This is a genomic window from Streptomyces sp. XY006 (genome assembly GCF_002237655.1).
Classification (GTDB): Bacteria; Actinomycetota; Actinomycetes; order Streptomycetales; family Streptomycetaceae; genus Streptomyces; species Streptomyces levis.
The window spans coordinates 30,431-49,481 of record NZ_NOKT01000028.1; the positions used below are offsets into that span (position 1 = coordinate 30,431).

The 19,051-nt window shown below is 68.1% G+C and carries 14 protein-coding genes and 2 pseudogenes; 11 read left to right on the plus strand and 5 right to left on the minus strand.

Going from position 1 to position 19,051, the window contains the following annotated elements; translation table 11 throughout:
* Positions 1–280 precede the first annotated feature (280 nt).
* The 5 genes and pseudogenes from CHR28_RS28390 to CHR28_RS39030 all read left to right on the plus strand — a co-directional run.
* Positions 281–1,075: a GntR family transcriptional regulator gene (locus CHR28_RS28390; protein ID WP_094056557.1), complete on the plus strand. Its 795-nt coding sequence runs from the start codon at positions 281–283 to the stop codon at positions 1,073–1,075.
* A complete protein-coding gene (locus CHR28_RS28395) occupies positions 1,072–1,737 on the plus strand; it encodes a YdcF family protein (protein ID WP_094056558.1) in 666 nt (221 codons plus the stop codon). The genes CHR28_RS28390 and CHR28_RS28395 overlap by 4 nt, the downstream gene beginning before the upstream one ends.
* 296 nt (positions 1,738–2,033) lie before the next feature.
* Positions 2,034–3,023 carry a DUF6414 family protein gene (locus CHR28_RS37550; protein WP_143655913.1) on the plus strand — a complete coding sequence of 330 codons (990 nt, stop codon included), beginning with the start codon at positions 2,034–2,036 and terminating at the stop codon, positions 3,021–3,023.
* A 17-nt stretch (positions 3,024–3,040) separates the two neighbouring features.
* Positions 3,041–4,330: a PIN-like domain-containing protein gene (locus tag CHR28_RS37555; RefSeq protein WP_143655915.1), complete on the plus strand. Its 1,290-nt coding sequence runs from the start codon at positions 3,041–3,043 to the stop codon at positions 4,328–4,330.
* Positions 4,331–4,848: 518 nt separating this feature from the next.
* Positions 4,849–4,935 (plus strand): annotated as a pseudogene (locus CHR28_RS39030) (glutamine synthetase); the annotation flags it as partial.
* 54 nt (positions 4,936–4,989) lie between these two features.
* Here the strand turns inward: CHR28_RS39030 and CHR28_RS28405 are convergent.
* The 3 genes and pseudogenes from CHR28_RS28405 to CHR28_RS38560 all read right to left on the minus strand — a co-directional run.
* A complete protein-coding gene (locus CHR28_RS28405; protein WP_094056559.1) occupies positions 4,990–5,616 on the minus strand; it encodes a glyoxalase in 627 nt (208 codons plus the stop codon).
* A 76-nt stretch (positions 5,617–5,692) separates the two neighbouring features.
* The gene (locus CHR28_RS28410) at positions 5,693–6,142 is read right to left on the minus strand and encodes a VOC family protein (RefSeq protein WP_094056560.1); all 450 of its coding nucleotides are present in this window, start codon (positions 6,140–6,142) and stop codon (positions 5,693–5,695) included.
* Positions 6,143–6,204: 62 nt separating this feature from the next.
* Positions 6,205–6,407 (minus strand): annotated as a pseudogene (locus tag CHR28_RS38560) (pyridoxamine 5'-phosphate oxidase family protein); the annotation flags it as partial.
* Positions 6,408–6,719: 312 nt separating this feature from the next.
* On the opposite strand from CHR28_RS38560, the gene CHR28_RS28420 reads away from it, so the two are divergent.
* A complete protein-coding gene (locus CHR28_RS28420) occupies positions 6,720–9,728 on the plus strand; it encodes a bifunctional [glutamine synthetase] adenylyltransferase/[glutamine synthetase]-adenylyl-L-tyrosine phosphorylase (protein WP_094056561.1) in 3,009 nt (1,002 codons plus the stop codon).
* 118 nt (positions 9,729–9,846) lie between these two features.
* Here CHR28_RS28420 and CHR28_RS28425 read toward each other — a convergent pair whose 3' ends face one another.
* Both CHR28_RS28425 and CHR28_RS28430 read right to left on the minus strand, forming a co-directional pair.
* Positions 9,847–10,788, minus strand: a complete 942-nt coding sequence (locus CHR28_RS28425) for a phosphatase PAP2 family protein (protein WP_094056562.1) — start codon at positions 10,786–10,788, stop codon at positions 9,847–9,849.
* Between the two features lie 93 nt (positions 10,789–10,881).
* Positions 10,882–11,916, minus strand: coding sequence for a LacI family DNA-binding transcriptional regulator (locus CHR28_RS28430; RefSeq protein ID WP_094056563.1), 1,035 nt, complete (start codon positions 11,914–11,916; stop codon positions 10,882–10,884).
* 388 nt (positions 11,917–12,304) lie between these two features.
* Here CHR28_RS28430 and CHR28_RS28435 point away from each other — a divergent pair, with 388 nt between their 5' ends.
* The 5 genes from CHR28_RS28435 (at position 12,305) to CHR28_RS28455 (ending at position 18,947) form a co-directional block, all read left to right on the plus strand.
* Positions 12,305–13,573, plus strand: coding sequence for an extracellular solute-binding protein (locus CHR28_RS28435; protein WP_094056564.1), 1,269 nt, complete (start codon positions 12,305–12,307; stop codon positions 13,571–13,573).
* A gap of 120 nt (positions 13,574–13,693) precedes the next feature.
* On the plus strand, positions 13,694–14,698 hold the full coding sequence (locus CHR28_RS28440) for a carbohydrate ABC transporter permease (RefSeq protein ID WP_094056565.1): 1,005 nt from the start codon (positions 13,694–13,696) through the stop codon (positions 14,696–14,698).
* Between the two features lie 14 nt (positions 14,699–14,712).
* The gene (locus CHR28_RS28445; RefSeq protein ID WP_094056566.1) at positions 14,713–15,621 is read left to right on the plus strand and encodes a sugar ABC transporter permease; all 909 of its coding nucleotides are present in this window, start codon (positions 14,713–14,715) and stop codon (positions 15,619–15,621) included.
* A 109-nt stretch (positions 15,622–15,730) separates the two neighbouring features.
* The gene (locus tag CHR28_RS28450) at positions 15,731–17,455 is read left to right on the plus strand and encodes a glycoside hydrolase family 13 protein (RefSeq protein WP_373453395.1); all 1,725 of its coding nucleotides are present in this window, start codon (positions 15,731–15,733) and stop codon (positions 17,453–17,455) included.
* A gap of 118 nt (positions 17,456–17,573) precedes the next feature.
* A complete protein-coding gene (locus CHR28_RS28455) occupies positions 17,574–18,947 on the plus strand; it encodes an alpha-amylase (RefSeq protein ID WP_094056568.1) in 1,374 nt (457 codons plus the stop codon).
* The last annotated feature ends 104 nt before the right edge of the window (positions 18,948–19,051 follow it).

The following is a 19,051-nucleotide window of genomic DNA, read 5'->3' on the forward strand; positions in this document are numbered from 1 at the left end:
TAGGGATGAAGCACTGCAAGGGGGATCGCGTCCCCACTCTCCGGCCGTTGCTCGCGGTCACCGGGCCACCTCGCCAGTACGGGCCGAAGCCCTGTCCCACCTGGCCTTTAGCGGGATTGCAGCGTCCCCGCCCCGTGCATGTGCGCAGCCCAAAGAGGGCCCCGCGGAGCGCTGCAGTCCTGGGACTGCGAGGCGCCTGAGAAGACCATGGCTCACAGTCCCAGGACTGTCAACAGTCCTGGGACTGTGTTTCACTGGTCGAAGTCGACGGGAGGTTCTGATGGCACCGAAGTGGCGGGAGCTCGCGGACCGGATCGCGGAGAAGATCCGGTCTGGTGAATACGCGCCCGGTGAGCAGTTGCCGCAGATCAGGGACTTGGTGGAGGCCGGTGAGGGCTCCAAGTCCACTGTTCACGCGGCCTACAAGGCGCTGGAAGCCGAGGGACTGGTGACGTCCTCCCGTGGCCACGGCACGGTCGTACGCGACCGGCCACCGCTCAAGCGGCTCGGGATCGAGCGGTACGACAAGGCCAAGTGGAGGGACGGCGACGAAGTCGCCTTCATCGCGGACCGGGTGGCGTCCGGCCGCGCCTACCGGCGCAACGAACAGACGCAGACGGTCAGCAAGGTCCCTGCACCACCGGTGGTCGCAGCAGCGCACGGCTTGCCCGAGGGAGCCGACGTCTACGCTCGCGCGCGACTGGTCAAGGAAGGGACGCAGCCCACGCACACTCTGACCAGTTACTACCGCCCGGAACACGTCGAGGGAACGCGCATCGTCGACCCGACTCCGGGCCCGGCCGGCAGGGGCGGCGGGTTCCGCGTGCTGTACGACGCGGGGTACGAGATCGACCACATGCGAGAGACGCTGTTCGCCCGAGTCCCTACCACTGACGAGGTCCAGCTCTTGCAGCTCGCCCCCGGTGAGTGGGTCGTAGAGCTGCACCGGACGACGTTCACGGCCGACGGCACGGTGGTCGAATTCGCGCTGGGCGTGCATGCGGCCACACGCTTCTCATGGACGTACGACTTCAAGGTGCCCGACTCGGCGGCGGAAGGCGGAGACAAGAAGTGATCTCGCAGCAGTCATGGGCGGATGCGCGACGACTCTGGGACTTCCAGCAGATGGGCCACGAGGTACGCCCGTGTTCGGTCGCCATCGGGCTGGGGAGCCATGACCTCGGGGTCGCCGACACCACGGCGGCCCTGTATCGGGAAGGTATGGCTCCCCTGATCGTCTTCACGGGAGCGACCAGCCGAACCACCCGGGACCGGATGCCGCGCGGCGAGGCAGAGCACTACCGGGAGCGAGCCCTGGAACTCGGGGTGCCGGCGGACGCCATCCTTGTCGAACCGAACGCCCGGAACACCGGAGAGAACATCACGCTCTCGCGTGCGCTGCTTGCTGACCAGGGCATCGCAGTGGCGTCGGTCCTGCTTGTCTGCAAGCCGTACGAGGAGCGACGAGCGTACGCAACTGCCCGGAAGCTTTGGCCCGATGTGGAGTGGATCTGTGCTTCCGCGTCGATGAGCTTCGCAGAGTACGTCGCCGCAATCGGCGATGAGCGCCTAGTCGTTGACATGCTGGTCGGAGCGCAGCAGCGGCTCATGATCTACCCGGACGAGGGGTTCATGATCCGCCAAAGAATCCCGGCGAACGTAGAGACGGCGTATCGCCGTCTCGTTGCTGCCGGCTTCACGAGTCGTCTAGTTCCCACGACCGCGACACTCGACTGAAAGATCTAGCAGGCGCCGTGTAATCGGGCAACCATCGTGCTGTCCGCCGGGCGCGCCCCATCTTCGCCCCCGGCACCGCTGCTACCTTGTGCCCGCCCGGCCCACACTGCGTTGCGTTCGGGCAGCCGCGCGCCACTTGGACGCCAGACCGGTTCAGCCGTATCGATCGCCACTTCGTCAGCTCGTGCCCCGCAGGACGCTCATCCGAAGCTACAACCCAGCGAATTGTTCAGAACTGGCAGTTTGCGCGACCCGAGTGATGCACGATGACTGGACCACCTGTGAGGGGAGAGCACATGCTCATTCGCGAGTTCCTCTACGTCGATGTAGAGAAGGTTCGTTCGATTCTCGCTCAAGTGGAGGGTGGTGTTCCTGAAACTTCCAGTGCGGCGCAGAAAACAACCACGCATGGACTGCCGGAGAACCAGGAAACTCGCAGGTATGAGTCAGCCAATGAATCAAGCACTACTAAGTCACTCGCTGATTCACTGTTTCCGAGTCTTGAGCAGTCACTACTGGCGGAGAAACTGCTACGCGACGTAACCGACGAAGTCGCTGACCACTCATTCTGGACGTCAGGAAAGCTGCAGGCTAAATATCCGGCAGGCTCCTTGATTAAGATTACCGCACTTGGCTCTCTTTTCGATGCCCGCTATGTGGCCGCCTCATTCGCTGGCCTAGCGGCGGCAGTTACAGGATTTCAGGAGATCAACGGTTCCTACCCTGAACCGGCCGCACTTCCCCCTGCCGTTCGCAAAAGACTGAATCGCGCCGCAGGGAACAAGAAAAACAATCATCCCGCGATCCCGGAATTGGAAGATCGAATCCCAGATTTCACTTTCGCCGACTCGGTTGATTTGAGCGGAGAAAACTTGCGTGCAATGCTACGCATCGCGCGAGGGCTATTTACCCCCGGACTGCATCTCAACCTGTTTCCTGCGCATGATCGTGATTACTCTGTGAGTGTCCGACTTAACGAGGGACGCCAGCACCTTGACGATGACCCTGAAATTCTTTTCGCCAGGTACGGAACGGGTGAACAGGTGTGGACTTTGGTGGGCAGCGTAGGGCATCACGCTGCGCCGGCATCGAACCTGTTTGATGGCGACGGCTCATTCACGGACGATTCGGGAAAGGTCGTGCGAGGCCGCGCGGCGAAGTTCATCAATGAGTTTCTCGGCTTCATGGGTGCCTCTGGATTTTCCGACCTGCCGCAATACCCGGGATTTTCAGTGGTACCCATTGCCGTGTACCGCCCTATCCACGTCGGTGATGATTCTGAGTAGTGCGAGGTCCTGATCTTATGCGTGATCACTTCAATGAGTACTACACGCCAGATGACGAGGAGTATCGGAAGTTCCTCACAGAAGGGACTATCGTTCTAGACACGAACGTCCTTCTTGCTCCATACAAGCTGGACGCTGACACACGAAGACAGGTATTCTCGGTTCTGGAGTCTGTGCAGGGAAGGCTCTGGGTCCCTTATCAAGCAGGCTGGGAGTTTTTCGAGAACCGCCCAGGAGTCATCGCAGGCGAAGACAAGATCTATCAGGAGCTAGAAAAACCAATCAAGGACGCTAAAGCTAAGCTGGAGTCACATTTCTCAACACTGCGAGCACATCCTGTGGTTACACCGGAGGAGCAAACCGCAGTGATGCGGCATGTTGAGGATGCCCTTGCCATCGTTCATCGCCTCAGCGGGGGTCGCGACGGGAAACTAGAAGACGCCCTACGGGCGGATGCGGTGCTGGAGCAGTGGCAAAGACTCCTGGCGGGGCGACTAGGCGATCCCCCCTCGCATGAGACACTCTCCGCACGTATTGAACTGGCAAAGGACAGGTACGCTAAGAAGACTCCGCCCGGCTACCTGGATGCAGAAAAGGAAATCAATACGTACGGAGATGCGCTGCTATGGCTCGACGTACTGGATAAAGTAGAAAAAAGCCCTGGCCACTTCTTGCTAATCACGAACGACACGAAAGAGGACTGGTACAGGCGTCAGAGCGGTCGAACGATCGGACCCCGCGTCGAGCTTGTTCGTGAAGTCGCATCAGTTGGCGGTAATTACTATCAACAAAAGCTTGATGCGTTCCTCAAGCGAGCTGCGCGCGTGGTCGATAAAAATGTCTCGGACAAGTCTTTGGAGGCAATTTCGCGAACTTCCGAGAAGGAACTTCAGTCCCATCTCATGGGGCGTATCATTCATGAGGTTCGCAATATTTCTCCAGAAGCAACTCTCTCGCAGCCGTTTTCACTTAACGGGCCTACGGTAGATATCATCGTGAGCACGCGGCAGGGTAGCATTGGGATCGAAGTAAAGAATTACGCTGGCAAGCTTACCGCCCGCGACATCAAATACTTGGAAGATGTTCTTGCCACACAGGCGATGGACGGCTTCATACTCGTCTCGACGAGCGAAATTTCGCCGGTAGCCATCAAGGGCCTCAAAGAGGCTGCAAATAGAAGAGGTGTCGCATTCACTGCTGCGACTATCAACGACTTTGACTCTATCGACACATTCAGTCATGCATTCCTCGCGACTTTGGATCGCCTCGACAGTCATGACTCCTTCAATAAGAAATTCCGCTTCTAGTTATTGTTGTACGCTCGTCCTTGAGGTGACCCTTCAGGATGCAATTATCCGTGTCGCTGTGTAATGTCCGCGAATGTCATCAGCCTGGTCCCATTGCGGCCTGAGTGGGTGAAACGTTGAGCGTTTGAAATCCGTGGGGGGCCGTTTCGGACACTCCGGTCCACATACTCTCTCAGTAAGAGGACGATCGTCGATGGGCAGCGAATGAAAATGTACCGGTCGGCAAATCTCGTAATGCTGGGCCGACAGGTGCAAAGACCTATGGAGCTCTGTCCGGTCCCGAAGGATCTGCTGCAACTCATCGCTGAGAGCAACACCACTGCAGCCAGTCACGAACTCGGTGCACGAGGCAGGCCCCTACCTATTTTTGAACGGTCTGCCAAGCTTCATAGCCGGGCCGTCTGTGGGCCGTCGAAGGGCGGCTCAGGAAGACCAACAACGACCACCAGCGGCCCCTCGGCAGAGAGCCAGCGCTGCACTGGCGCCGCTCACCCTAGGTCGCTCCCGCACCCCGCCACTTCCTGCGCAACAAGCGGCAGGAGTGGGAGGAGTACCGCTCGGAGGTCACAGCGTTCGAGCTGCGGAAGAACCTTCCGGCGCTGTAGCGCGCGCGACCGTGGTGTGAGGGAGGCCGGCGGCTGGGAGCCGTCGGCCTTGCTTCACAGGGTTGCCGTCTGTGTCACCGGTTCCCACGCGAAGCCGTCCGGGTCCGTGAACGCGCCGGTGTCGCCGTTGATGACGAGGCGGTGGGAGCCCGTGCCGTCGGGGGAGACGCCGGCGACCTTCGCCAGGCCGCCGCGCTTGTACAGCGACAGCTTCACCGGGCCCGGCCCGGTCTCGAACTCGACGTACTTGCCGCCGAAGCTCTTCGCCACGGCCAGGCCGTGCTCGACGTAGAACCGCTTGCCGGCCTTCACGTCCTCGACGCCCAGCAGCAGCACGATCTCGTCGAACTCCCGCGCGGCCGGGCCGGTGTCCTTCTTCGACGACGAGGCGAGCTGCCAGATCGTGCCGTCCGGGGCCTGCACCACGCCGCCGTAGCCCCACAGGGACTTCGCGGCGGGCTTCAGCACGGTCGCACCGGCCGCCACGGCCGCGTCGAAGAGCGCGTCGACGTTGCCCGGCTGGGAGGTCACCAGGGACAGCGTGAAGCCGCGGAAGCCGGTCGAGGGCGCCTGCGAGGCCCGCAGACGCACCTGGCCGGCCAGGCCGAAGGCGGCGGTGTGGAAGCGTTCGGCGGCGGCGGGGTCGCTCACCTCGAGGGTGACGCATGCGATGGAGGTCATGTCTTCGACGCTAGTCGCGCCCCGGCCTTCCGGCTTCTCGATTCCTGACCGGTCCGATCGGCCCCCGCCGCGACGGTCAGGACTCCCGCTGCCGCTTCTGGTTCGCCAGCAGCTCGTGCAGCGGTTCCGTCGCCCGCCGCCGGTACTCCTGCACGGCCCAGCCGTTGCCGTCCGGGTCCTGGAAGTGCATGAACGTGGCACCGTCGTCCGGGGCGTACTGGACCGGCTCCGAGATGTCCAGGCCGCGGGCCACGAACTCGGCGTGCGCCGCCTTGATGTCGGCCACGCACAGCTGCAGCCCCTGGTAGGAGCCGGGGGCCGGGGTGGGGCCCGGGGTCATCTCCCAGAGTGAGTCGCCGAGGGCGATCGAACAGCCGGAACCCGGAGGCGTCAGCTGGACGATCCGCATCCCGGGCATGACCTCCTGGTCGATGTCCACGTGGAAGCCGACCTTGTCCCGGTAGAAGTCCCGGGCCCGGTCGATGTCGGTCACGGGCAGCGGGATGACTTCGAGGGTGATGTCCACGGCGTGACTCCTTCGTCGGGCGGCATCGGCGCCGCACACCGGACGTCGGGCGCACCGCCCTCGCGCCACCGCGTCCGGCTGAACGGCTCCCCCTTACCGAAGCCGAAAACGGTCCGCCGCGCCACCGAGTAGACGGCCGCGCGCCCCGCGCCGTGGTGGAAATGGCCCTCCCGTACCTCGACGTGCCGGAGGTTGCCGTACGTCTCCTCCACCCCGCGGCCAGCCGGCGTAGCCGGGCGCCGCCGCTGACACGCCTCCCCCCGCCTGGTGCCCCCTCCAGCTTGGTGGCCCCCCAGCCTGACAGCCGCCACACACCTCGTGGCCCCCGCCCGCCCGCCCGTCCGGCCGTACGGCCCCGATCCGGAACAGCTCCGCCGTCCCGGCCGTACAGCCCCGATGCGGAACAGCTCCGCCCTCCCGGCCGCACAGCCCCGATCCGGAACAGCCCTGCCGCCCCCATCCGGACCCCGTCCGCCTGCCGAACTCGCCGGCGCCCGTCCCCGGCCCTGCGGTTAGGCTCGAAGCCGTAGGACCTTGATCCGATGCAGGCCCGAGAATGAGTGCGAGGGAGGCCCGGATGACGGCGGCCCCGGGGCGCAGGAGCAGTACCTTCACACGGCTGCTGCGGCACGGCTTCACCGACGCCTCCGCCGCCGAGCGGCTCCTGGACAGCGTCGAGCTCGCGCCCCTGCGCGACGACCCGGTGCTGCTGGACGCCCTGGGTGCGACCGCCGACCCCGATCTCGCGCTGCTCGGCCTCGTCCGGCTGCTGGAGGCCCAGCCGCACCCGGGCGCCCGCCGGGAACTGCTCGACACGCTCATCTCGGCCAAGCCGCTGCGCGACCGGCTCCTCGGCGTGCTCGGCGCCTCCACCGCCCTCGCCGACCACCTCACCCGGCACCCGGACGACTGGCAGGCCCTGGTGACCTACGAGGCGCGGGACCTGCACCCCGGGGTGGCGGAGTTCGAGGCCGGTCTCGCCGAGGCCACCGACCCGGTCTCGCTGCGCGTCGCCTACCGGCGCTGTCTGCTGTCCATCGCCGCCCGCGACGTGTGCGGCACGACCGGTGTCGCCGAATCCGCCGCCGAACTGGCCGACCTCGCCACCGCCACCCTGCGCGCCGCCCTCGGCCTGGCCCGGGCCGCCGCGCCCGAGGACGACGCCCTGTGCCGGCTCGCCGTCATCGCGATGGGCAAGTGCGGCGGCCACGAGCTCAACTACGTCTCGGACGTCGACGTCATCTTCGTCGGCGAGGCCGCCGACGGCGCCGACGAGACCAAGGCGATCCGCGCCGCGACCCGGCTCGCCTCGCACATGATGCGGATCTGCTCGGAGACCACGGTCGAGGGCTCCATCTGGCCCGTCGACGCCAACCTCCGCCCCGAGGGCAGGAACGGCCCCCTGGTGCGGACCCTGGCCAGCCACCTGGCCTACTACCAGCGCTGGGCCAAGACCTGGGAGTTCCAGGCGCTGCTCAAGGCCCGGCCGGTGGCCGGCGACCTCGACCTGGGCGCGGAGTACGTCGACGCCGTCCAGCCCCTGGTGTGGAAGGCCGCCGAACGCGAGAACTTCGTCCCGGACGTGCAGAAGATGCGCCGCCGGGTCGTGGAGAACATCCCCGCCGCCGAGATCGATCGCCAGCTGAAGCTGGGCCCGGGCGGCCTCAGGGACGTCGAGTTCGCCGTGCAGCTGCTCCAGCTGGTGCACGGCCGCACCGACCCCTCCCTGCGCAGCGGCACGACCCTCGACGCGCTCAAGGCCCTCGCCGCCGGCGGCTACGTCGGCCGGGCCGACGCCGCGCAGCTCGACGAGGCCTACCGCTTCCTGCGCTCGCTGGAGCACCGCATCCAGCTGTTCCGGCTGCGGCGCACCCACCTCGTGCCGGAGGACGAGGCCGAGCTGCGCCGCATCGGCCGCTCCCTGGGGCTGCGCACCGACCCGGTCGCCGAGCTGCACCGCGAGTGGCGGCGGCACGCCACCGTCGTGCGCCGGCTGCACGAGAAGCTGTTCTACCGGCCGCTGCTCGACGCGGTCGCCCAGCTCGCCACCGGGGAGGCCCGGCTGAGCGCCGAGGCGGCCCGGGAACGCATGGTCGCCCTCGGGTACGCCGACCCGGCCTCCGCCCTGCGCCACCTGGAGGCGCTGGCCTCCGGCGTCACCCGCAAGGCCGCCATCCAGCGCACGCTGCTGCCGGTGCTGCTCGGCTGGTTCGCCGACTCGGCCGACCCGGACGCGGGCCTGCTCAACTTCCGCAAGGTGTCCGACGCGCTCGGCAAGACGCCCTGGTACCTGCGGCTGCTGCGGGACGAGGGCGCCGCCGCGCAGAACCTCGCCCGGGTGCTGTCCGCCGGCCGTCTCGCGCCCGACCTGCTGATGCGGGCGCCCGAGGCGGTGGCGCTGCTCGGCGACGGGGACGGCGGCGGCCTGGAGCCCCGCTCCCGCGCCCATCTGGAGCAGGAGATACTCGCCGCGGTGAACCGGGCCGACGGGGCCGCCCAGGCGGTCACGGCCGCCCGAGGGGTGCGCCGCCGCGAGCTGTTCCGCACGGCCGCCGCGGACATCGTCGGCTCCTACGGCACCGAGGAGCAGCCCGCCGAGGCCGACCAGGGCGCCCTGGTCGACCTGGTCGGGGCGGCGGTGTCGGACCTGACCGCCGCGACCCTCGCCGGCACGCTGCGCGCCGTCGTCCGGGACGGCTGGGGCGACGAGCTGCCCACCCGGTTCGCGATCATCGGCATGGGCCGGTTCGGCGGCCACGAGCTGGGCTACGGCTCCGACGCGGACGTGCTGTTCGTGCACGAGCCGCGCGACGGCGTCGACGAACGGGAGGCCTCCCAGGCGGCCAACAAGGTCGTCTCCGAGATGCGCCGCCTGCTGCAGCTCCCCAGCGCCGACCCGCCCCTGCTCATCGACGCCGACCTGCGCCCGGAGGGCAAGTCAGGGCCGCTGGTGCGGACGCTGACCTCGTACGCGGCGTACTACCGCCGCTGGTCGCTGACCTGGGAGTCGCACGCCCTGCTGCGGGCCGAGCCGGTCGCCGGGGACGAGGACCTGGGCCGCCGCTTCATCGAGCTGGTCGACCCGCTGCGCTACCCGGCCGACGGCCTCGGTGACGAGGCCGTGCGCGAGATCCGGCGGCTGAAGGCCCGGATGGAGCGGGAGCGGCTGCCGCGCGGCGCCGATCCGAAGCTGCACGCCAAGCTCGGCCCCGGCGGGCTGTCCGACGTGGAGTGGACCGTGCAGCTGCTGCAGCTGCGGCACGGCGCGCGGGAGCCCGGTCTGCGCACCACCCGCACGCGCGAGGCCCTGGCCGCCGCCCGCTCGGCCGGACTGATCACGGACGAGGACGCCGGGACGCTCGACGAGGCCTGGGTCCTCGCGACCCGGGTCCGCAACGCGGTGATGCTGGTACGCGGCCGGGCCGGCGACACGTTCCCCTCCGACCCGCGCGAACTGGCCGCCGTCGGCCGGTACCTGGGCCACAACCCGGGCCACGTCGGCGACATGCTCGACGGCTACCGGCGCACGGCCCGCCGCGCACGGGGCGTGGTGGAGGAGCTGTTCTACGGGGCGGCCGAGCGCTGATCAGGAGCCCAGAGCCCTCGGGCATCAGGGGCCAAAAGCCCCCGGGCAACGGGGGCCCGGAGCCCGCCCCCGGGCATCACGGGCGGCCCGGAGTCCCCGGGCGTGGTGACGCTGCGCCTCAGACCCGGTCCCGCGCGACCGGCCGCTCCTGCCCCGGGGACACCCGAGACCGGGGCCCGACCGGCTTCCGCCCCGGCCTCCACCCCGGCACCCACGACCGGGAGCCGGCCGGTTCCCGCCCGGGCACCCGCTCCGGCAGCGCGTACGGCAGCCGGCCGTACCAGAGCCGGGCCACCGCGAACCCGAACGCCAGGCACAGCACGCCACCGACCGCGTCCAGCCAGAAGTGGTTGGCCGTGGCGACGATCACCACCAGCGTGAGCGCCGGGTACAGCAGCCCCAGCACCCGCACCCACGGGACGGACGCCAGCGCGAAGATCGTCAGACCGCACCACACCGACCAGCCGATGTGCATGGACGGCATCGCGGCGTACTGGTTGGACATGTTCTTCAGGTCGCCGGACGCCATCGAACCCCAGGTCTGGTGGACCATGACGGTGTCGATGAAGTCGCCGCCGTTCATCAGCCGCGGAGGCGCCAGCGGATACAGGTAGTAACCGGCCAGGGCGACGGCGGTGGTCGCGAAGAGCACCAGGCGGGTGGCCGCGTACCGGCCGGGATGGCGACGGTACAGCCACACCAGCACACCCAGCGTGACCACGAAGTGCAGCGTCGCGTAGTAGTAGTTCATGCCGATGATCAGCCAAGTGACCGAGTTCACCGCGTGGTTGACCGACTCCTCGACGGCGATGCCCAGCTGGTGCTCGGCCTTCCAGATCCAGTCGGCGTTGCGCAGCGCCTCGGCCTTCTGCTCGGGCACGGCGTTGCGGACGAGCGAGTACGTCCAGTAACTCACCGCGATCAGCAGGATCTCGAACCAGAAGCGGGGCCGGCGCGGAGTGCGCAGCCGGCGCAGCACACCCGGCCCGGTCTCGGCCGCAACGGGGGGCGGGAGGGCCGCCTCCAGGCCCTCCGGCTGCGTCACGGTCGCGTCACCCATAGGCACAAAGTCTGCCAGAAAAGGACTTCCCCACCGATCATCCCGCGGTCCCGCCCGGGTCGCATGTTCTTCGGCGCAATCAGGCCGCGGGCCTCAGGAGCGGGCGCGGTCCCCGGGCGCCGAGGCGGTCGAACCGCGCACCACCAGTTCCGGCATGAACACGAACTCGCTGTGCGGCGCGGGCGTTCCGCCGATCTCCTCCAGCAGCGTGCGCACGGCCGCCTGGCCCATGGCCGGGACCGGCTTGCGGATCGTCGTCAGGGGCGGGTCGGTGAACGCGATCAACGGGGAGTCGTCGAAACCGACCACGGAGATGTCCTTCGGCACGTCCAGGCCGCGCTGCCGGGCCGCCCGGATCGCGCCCAGTGCCATCATGTCGCTGGCGCACACCACGGCCGTGCAGTTCCGCTCGATCAGCGCGGTGGCGGCGGCCTGTCCGCCCTCCAGCGTGTACAGGGAGTGCTGCACGAGCTGCGACTCGACGGTCTCGGCGGCCAGGCCCAACTGCTCCTGCACCGCCCGCACGAACCCCTCGATCTTGCGCTGCACCGGCACGAACCGCTTGGGCCCCAGCGCCAGTCCGATCCGGGTGTGCCCGAGCGACGCCAGGTGCGTCACGGCGAGGCTCATCGCCGCGCGGTCGTCGGGGGAGATGAACGGCGCCTGCACCTTCGGCGAGAAGCCGTCGACCAGGACATAGGGCACGCCCTGCGCGCGCAGCCGGTCGTAGCGCTGCATGTCGGCGGTGGTGTCCGCGTGCAGCCCGGAGACGTAGATGATGCCGGCGACCCCGCGGTCCACGAGCATCTCGGTCAGCTCGTCCTCGGTCGAGCCGCCCGGGGTCTGGGTGGCCAGCACGGGCGTGTAGCCCTGCCGCGTCAGCGCCTGGCCGATGACCTGGGCCAGGGCCGGGAAGATCGGGTTCTCCAGCTCCGGGGTGATCAGGCCGACCAGGCCCTCGCTGCGCTGCCGCAGCCGCACCGGGCGTTCGTAGCCCAGCACGTCGAGGGCGGCCAGCACGGACTGGCGGGTCGTGGCGGCGACGCCCGGCTTCCCGTTGAGGACGCGGCTGACGGTCGCTTCGCTCACCCCCGCCTGCAAAGCGATGTCCGCAAGCCGTGTGGTCACAGCACTGGACTGTAGCGGCCGGACTTCTGCTTGCACACCGACGGGACGCCGGGTGCGGGCCGGCGCGCGGCCCGCCACGGGTTGCTTGGTCATCGCGGTCCCCTGAAGTCGTGTCGGCGTCCGCTCCGCAACGGATGATTCCCCCGGCGGATACGGATGGCAAGTGCTTGCAGAGTCTTGCACAACTGTCCGACTCCCCGCCGAGCAGCCGAAAATCAAGGCCTCGGGGCGATCGAGGGGAGGTCACGGCGGGATAACCATCCGCACCGCTTGCAACTTTTTGCTGCAAGGTCTTTCGCAACACGTTGCGGCGAGGTTAATGTCACCGACGCCCGGCCGCCAACGGCGCAGTCGGCAGCACAACGGGCTTCACCCTCAAGGAGAACTCATGCGGCGTGGCATAGCGGCCACCGCTCTGGTGGCGTCCCTCGCCCTGGCGGCGACGGCCTGCGGCGGAAGCGACAGCGGCGACGAGGCCGGCGGCCCGGTCACCATCACCTGGTGGGACACCTCCAACGCGACCAACGAGGCGCCGACGTACCAGGCCCTGGTCAAGGAGTTCGAGGCCGCCAACAAGGACATCAAGGTCAAGTACGTCAACGTCCCCTTCGACCAGGCGCAGAACAAGTTCGACACCGCCGCCGGTTCCAAGGGCGCCCCCGACGTGCTGCGCTCCGAGGTCGGCTGGACCCCGGCCTTCGCCAAGAAGGGCTTCTTCGCGCCGCTGGACGGCACCGAGGCGCTCGCCGAGCAGGACAAGTTCCAGCCCAGCCTGATCGAGCAGGCCAAGTACGAGGGCAAGACCTACGGCGTCCCCTTCACCACGGACACCCTGGCCTTCGTCTACAACAAGGAACTGTTCGAGAAGGCCGGCGTCGAGGCCCCCAAGACCTGGGACGAGCTGAAGAAGGCCGCCGCCACCATCAAGGACAAGACCGGCGTCGACGGCTACTGGGGCTCCACCCAGGCCTACTACGCCCAGTCCTTCCTCTACGGCGAGGGCACCGACACCGTCGACGTCGACGCCAAGAAGATCACCGTCACGTCGCCCGAGGCCAAGAAGGCCTACGGCACCTGGCAGGGCCTGTTCAAGGGCAAGGGCCTGCACAAGGCCGACACCACCGCCGACGCCTACGCCCACATCCAGGAGGCGTTCGTCAGCGGCAAGGTCGCCTCGATCGTCCAGGGCCCGTGGGAGATCACGAACTTCTCCAAGGGTTCGGCCTTCAAGGACAAGAACAACCTCGGCATCGCCACCGTCCCGGCCGGCTCCACCGGCAAGGCGGGCGCCCCGACCGGCGGCCACAACCTCTCGGTGTACGCGGGCTCGGACAAGGCCCACCAGGAGGCCTCGCTGAAGTTCGTGAAGTTCATGACCTCGGCCAAGGCCCAGGAGACCATCGCGCTGAAGAACAACACGCTGCCGACGCGCGACGACGCCTACACCGCGAAGGTCAAGGCCGACCCGGGCATCGCCGGCTACCAGGGCGTGCTGTCCGCCGCCCAGCCGCGCCCGGCCCTGCCCGAGTACAGCTCCCTGTGGGGTCCGCTGGACGACGAGCTGATCAAGATCGCGGGCGGCAAGGTGTCCCTGGACAAGGGCCTCGGCAACGCCGAGACCGCCATCGCCAAGCTGGTGCCGGACTACAGCAAGTGACCGCCGCGTGGCCGCCGGATCCCCCGGTCAAGGGGGGAGGGGATCCGGCGGCCACCGGCCCGCGCCTGAACCCGGGCCGCCCTCCCTTGAACTCCTTGAACTTCCAGAAGGTGTCGAACCATGACAGTCGCCATCGACCGAGCGACCGGCAAGCGGCGCGGTGAGCGGGCACCACGGCCCGGACCGGTGCAGCGGCTGAAGAACGGCTTCCACAAGCACTGGTACGCCTACGCGATGATCGCCCCGGTGGCGATCGTGCTCGGGGTCCTCGTGCTGTACCCGCTGGGGTACGGCCTGTACCTCACCCTCACCGACGCCACCAGCCTCAACACCGCCCGCACGATCGGCGTCAACGAGATCGAGGCCACCTACAAGTTCATCGGCCTGGACAACTACGCCGACATCCTGTGGGGCCCGACGTCGTACGACCGCTTCTGGTCGCACTTCCTGTGGACGATCTTCTGGACCGCGGCCTGTGTCACCCTGCACTACGGCATCGGGCTCGGCCTCGCCCTGCTGCTCAACCAGAAGCTGCGCGGCCGCACCCTCTACTGCATGATCCTGGTGCTGCCCTGGGCCGTGCCGACCTTCGTCACCGTCTTCGGCTGGCGGTTCATGCTCGCCGACGGCGGCATCATCAACAGCGGCCTGGAGTTCCTGCACCTGCCGACGCCGTCCTGGCTGGAGGACACCTTCTGGCAGCGGTTCTCCGCGATCATGGTCAACACCTGGTGCGGCGTGCCGTTCATGATGGTCTCGCTGCTCGGCGGCCTGCAGTCGATCGACGCGAGCCTGTACGAGGCCTCGGAGATGGACGGCGCCAGCGCCTGGCAGCGCTTCCGCTACGTCACCCTGCCCGGCCTGAGGTCCGTCAGCACCACGGTCGTCCTGCTCGGCGTCATCTGGACGTTCAACCAGTTCGCCATCATCTTCCTGCTGTTCGGCAACACGGCCCCCGACGCGCAGATCCTCGTGACCTGGGCCTACCAGCTGGGCTTCGGACAGCAGCCGCGCGACTACGCCCAGTCCGCCGCCTACGGGATCCTGCTGCTGTCGATCCTGATCGTCTTCACCTCCTTCTACCGCCGCTGGCTGAACCGCAACGAGCAGCAGCTCGCGATCTGAGGCAGGAGTCCGAAATGAGTACGACCACCGTCGAGAACTCCGCCCCGGCGGCCGAGCGGCGCCCCGCGACCGCCCCCGCCCGCACCCGCCGGCGCGGCGAGCAGAGCCGCGCCGCGTCCCTCGCCTCGCACGCGGTGCTGATCGTCGCGAGTCTGACCGCGCTCTTCCCGGTCGCCTGGCTGTTCTTCCTGTCCCTCGGACCGGACAAGGACGACTATCTGCACCCCGGGCGCATCTGGGGCAAGATGACGTTCGACAACTACGCGTTCGTCCTGCAGGACACCAGCTTCTTCGACTGGCTGAAGAGCACGCTGGTCGTGGTGCTGGGCACGACCCTCATCGGCGTCGTCGTCGCCGCGTCCACCGGCTACGCGGTCTCCCGCATGCGCTTCCCGGGCTACCGGAAGCTGATGTGGGTGCTGCTGGTCACCCAGATGTTCCCCATCGCGGTACTGATCGTGCCGATGTACCAGATCCTCTCGGATCTGCAGCTCATCGACAGCTACCTTGGTCTCATCCTTGTCAACTGCACCACGATCGTGCCGTACTGCGCCTGGCTGATGAAGGGCTATTTCGACACCATCCCGTTCGAGATCGACGAGGCCGGGCGCGTCGACGGGCTGACCCCCTTCGGCACGTTCGCGCGGCTGATCCTGCCGCTCGCCAAGCCCGGACTCGCGGTCGCGGCGTTCTACAGCTTCCTCACGGCCTTCGGCGAGGTCGCGTTCGCCTCGACGTTCATGCTGAGCGACGACAAGTACACGTTCGCCGTCGGTCTGCAGACCTTCGTCAGCGAGCACGACGCACAGCGCAACCTGATGGCCGCGACGGCCGTGCTGATCGCGATACCGGCCGCCCTCTTCTTCTACCTCGTGCAGAAGAACCTGGTGACCGGACTCACCGCCGGCGGCACCAAGGGCTGACCGGCTTCCCGAGGGACGCTGCCGAACGGCACGTCACAAGCCCGAGGCGGCCGCGGCGCCCATCCGACCCCGCTGTGCCGCGGCCGCCTCGTCACCCACCACGTCCCACATGACCACACCCCAGTTACGCATCAAGGACGACATGAGCCAGCACTCAGCTGCACCTGCCCCCACCTCCCCGTCCGCCCTGGCCGTCGCCAAGCGCCGCGACTGGTGGCGGGACGCGGTGATCTACCAGGTGTACCCGCGCAGCTTCGCCGACAGCAACGGCGACGGCATGGGCGACCTGGAGGGTGTCCGCACCCGTCTGCCGTACCTGCGCGACCTCGGCGTGGACGCCGTGTGGCTCAGCCCCTTCTACGCCTCGCCCCAGGCCGACGCCGGCTACGACGTCGCCGACTACCGGGCCGTCGACCCCATGTTCGGCAACCTGCTGGACGCCGACGCGCTGATCCGCGACGCCCACCGGCTGGGTCTGCGCATCATCGTCGACCTCGTGCCCAACCACTCCTCGGACCAGCACGAGTGGTTCAAGCGGGCCGTCGCCGAGGGCCCGGGCTCGCCGCTGCGCGACCGCTACCACTTCCGTCCCGGCAAGGGCGAGAACGGCGAACTGCCGCCCAACGACTGGGAGTCCATCTTCGGCGGCCCGGCCTGGACCCGGATCACCGAGCCGGACGGCATGCCCGGCGAGTGGTACCTGCACCTCTTCGCCCCGGAGCAGCCCGACTTCAACTGGAACCACCCGGCGGTCGGCGACGAGTTCCGCTCCATCCTGCGGTTCTGGCTCGACATGGGCGTCGACGGCTTCCGCATCGACGTGGCCCACGGCCTGGTGAAGGCCGACGGGCTGCCCGACCTCGGATCCCATGATCAGGTGAAGCTGCTGGGCAACGATGTCATGCCGTTCTTCGACCAGGACGGTGTGCACGAGATCTACCGGCAGTGGCGGCTGATCCTCGACGAGTACGCGGGCGAGCGCATCTTCGTCGCCGAGGCGTGGACGCCGACCATCGAGCGGACCGCCCACTACGTCCGCCCCGACGAGCTGCACCAGGCCTTCAACTTCCAGTACCTGAGCACCCACTGGGACGCGGCCGAGATGCGCGAGGTCATCGACCGCACCCTGGAGGCCATGCGCCCGGTCGGCGCCCCGGCCACCTGGGTGCTGTCCAACCACGACGTCACGCGGCACGCCACCCGGTTCGCCAACCCGCCCGGCCTCGGCACCCAGATCCGCCTGGCCGGCGACCGGGACCTGGGCCTGCGCAGGGCCCGGGCCGCGAGCCTGCTGATGCTGGCGCTCCCCGGCTCGGCCTACATCTACCAGGGCGAGGAGCTCGGCCTGCCCGACGTCGTCGACCTGCCGGACGAGGTGCGCCAGGACCCCGCCTACTTCCGGGGCGCGGGCCAGGACGGCTTCCGCGACGGCTGCCGGGTGCCGATCCCCTGGACCAGGTCCGGCTCGTCGTACGGCTTCGGCGACGGGGGCAGCTGGCTGCCGCAGCCGCGGGAGTGGGGCGAGCTGAGCGTCGAGGCGCAGACCGGGACGCCCGGCTCGACGCTGGAGCTGTACCGGGCGGCGCTCGCCGTGCGCCGGGCGCAGCCCGACCTCGGGGCCGGCACGTCCGTGGAGTGGCTGCGGGCGCCCGAGGGCGTCCTCGCCTTCCGGCGCGGGGAGTTCGTGTGCGTCGCGAACACCACGGGCGAGTCGGTGGCGATGCCGGCGTACGGCCGGGTGCTGGTCGCGAGCGGTGAGATCGTGCAGGTCGACGACGAGGCGAAGGTGCCCGCCGACACCACGGTGTGGTGGACCACCGCGTCGACCGACTGATTTTCCTTCAATTTCGCACGGCCCGCTGCCCTTTCGGGCGGCGGGCCTTTAACATCTGCGTCACCGCAAGGTTTCTGAACCTTGCAGCAAAAACCTTCAACGAAGAAGGAAACCCCACATGGCACCCAGACACCTCTCCGCCGCCGTCGCGCTCGCCGCGGCTGCGGTTGTCATGAACCCGACCGCCGTGCAGGCCTCCCCGCCCGGCACCAAGGACGTCACGGCCGTCCTCTTCGAGTGGAAGTTCGCCTCCGTCGCCCGCGAGTGCACCACCACCCTCGGCCCGGCCGGCTACGGCTACGTGCAGGTTTCCCCGCCTGCCGAGCACATACAGGGCCCGCAGTGGTGGACCTCGTACCAGCCGGTCAGCTACAGGATCGCCGGCCGGCTCGGCGACCGCGCGGCCTTCCAGAACATGGTGAACACCTGTCACGCGGCCGGTGTGAAGGTCGTCGTCGACACCGTGATCAACCACATGTCGGCGGGCAGCGGCACCGGCACCGGCGGGTCGTCGTACACGAAGTACGACTACCCCGGGCTGTACTCCTCGTACGACTTCGACAACTGCACCGCGCAGATCACCAACTACCAGGACCGCGGCAACGTCCAGAACTGCGAACTGGTCGGCCTCGCCGACCTCGACACCGGCGAGGACTACGTCCGCAGGACCATCGCCGGGTACATGAACGACCTGCTCTCCCTCGGTGTGGACGGCTTCCGCGTCGACGCGGCCAAGCACATGCCGGCCGCCGACCTCGCGAACATCAAGTCCCGGCTGAGCAACCCCTCGGTCTACTGGAAGCAGGAGGCCATCCACGGCGCCGGCGAGGCCGTCCAGCCCACCGAGTACACCGGCAACGGCGACGTCCAGGAGTTCCGCTACGCCTACGACCTCAAGCGGGTCTTCAACAACGAGAACCTCGCCTACCTGAAGAACTACGGCGAGGGCTGGGGCTACATGAACAGCGGCGTCTCGGGCGTCTTCGTCGACAACCACGACACCGAGCGCAACGGCTCCACGCTCAACTACAAGGCCGGCGCCACCTACACCCTGGCCAACGTCTTCATGCTGGCCTGGCCCTACGGCGCCCCCGACATCAACTCCGGCTACGAGTTCACCGACCCCGACGCCGGGCCGCCGGGCGGGGGCCAGGTGAACGCCTGCTGGCAGGACGGCTGGAAGTGCCAGCACAACTGGCCGGAGATCAAGTCCATGGTCGCCTTCCGCAACGCCACGCGCGGCCAGGCCGTCACCAACTGGTGGGACAACGGCGGCGACGCCATCGCCTTCGGCCGGGGCAGCAAGGGCTTCGTGGCCATCAACCACGAGTCCGGCTCCCTGACCCGGACCTACCAGACCTCCCTGCCGGCGGGCACGTACTGCAACGTGCAGAACAACACGCCGGTGACCGTGAACTCCAGTGGCCAGTTCACCGCCACGCTGGGCTCGAACACCGCCCTGGCGATCCACGCGGGCAAGTCCGGCTGTTAGACGCGGGTCCCGTGCCCGGTGCGCGGCCCCGGACGCCGTCTCGCGTGGCGGCCGGGGCCGCTGTGCCGGGCCAACTCCCGTGGTTGAAAGTTCTTTCCAATGGT

What these genes read in the sequence shown, in the direction of transcription:
- CHR28_RS28390 (WP_094056557.1), top strand. Translation starts at nt 281, where the DNA reads ATGGCACCGAAGTGGCGGGAGCTCGCGGACCGGATCGCGGAGAAGATC.
- CHR28_RS37550 (WP_143655913.1), top strand. Translation starts at nt 2,034, where the DNA reads ATGCTCATTCGCGAGTTCCTCTACGTCGATGTAGAGAAGGTTCGTTCG.
- CHR28_RS37555 (WP_143655915.1), top strand. Translation starts at nt 3,041, where the DNA reads ATGCGTGATCACTTCAATGAGTACTACACGCCAGATGACGAGGAGTAT.
- CHR28_RS28405 (WP_094056559.1), bottom strand. Translation starts at nt 5,616, where the DNA reads ATGACCTCCATCGCATGCGTCACCCTCGAGGTGAGCGACCCCGCCGCC.
- CHR28_RS28420 (WP_094056561.1), top strand. Translation starts at nt 6,720, where the DNA reads ATGACGGCGGCCCCGGGGCGCAGGAGCAGTACCTTCACACGGCTGCTG.
- CHR28_RS28425 (WP_094056562.1), bottom strand. Translation starts at nt 10,788, where the DNA reads ATGGGTGACGCGACCGTGACGCAGCCGGAGGGCCTGGAGGCGGCCCTC.
- CHR28_RS28435 (WP_094056564.1), top strand. Translation starts at nt 12,305, where the DNA reads ATGCGGCGTGGCATAGCGGCCACCGCTCTGGTGGCGTCCCTCGCCCTG.
- CHR28_RS28440 (WP_094056565.1), top strand. Translation starts at nt 13,694, where the DNA reads ATGACAGTCGCCATCGACCGAGCGACCGGCAAGCGGCGCGGTGAGCGG.
- CHR28_RS28445 (WP_094056566.1), top strand. Translation starts at nt 14,713, where the DNA reads ATGAGTACGACCACCGTCGAGAACTCCGCCCCGGCGGCCGAGCGGCGC.
- CHR28_RS28450 (WP_373453395.1), top strand. Translation starts at nt 15,731, where the DNA reads ATGACCACACCCCAGTTACGCATCAAGGACGACATGAGCCAGCACTCA.
- CHR28_RS28455 (WP_094056568.1), top strand. Translation starts at nt 17,574, where the DNA reads ATGGCACCCAGACACCTCTCCGCCGCCGTCGCGCTCGCCGCGGCTGCG.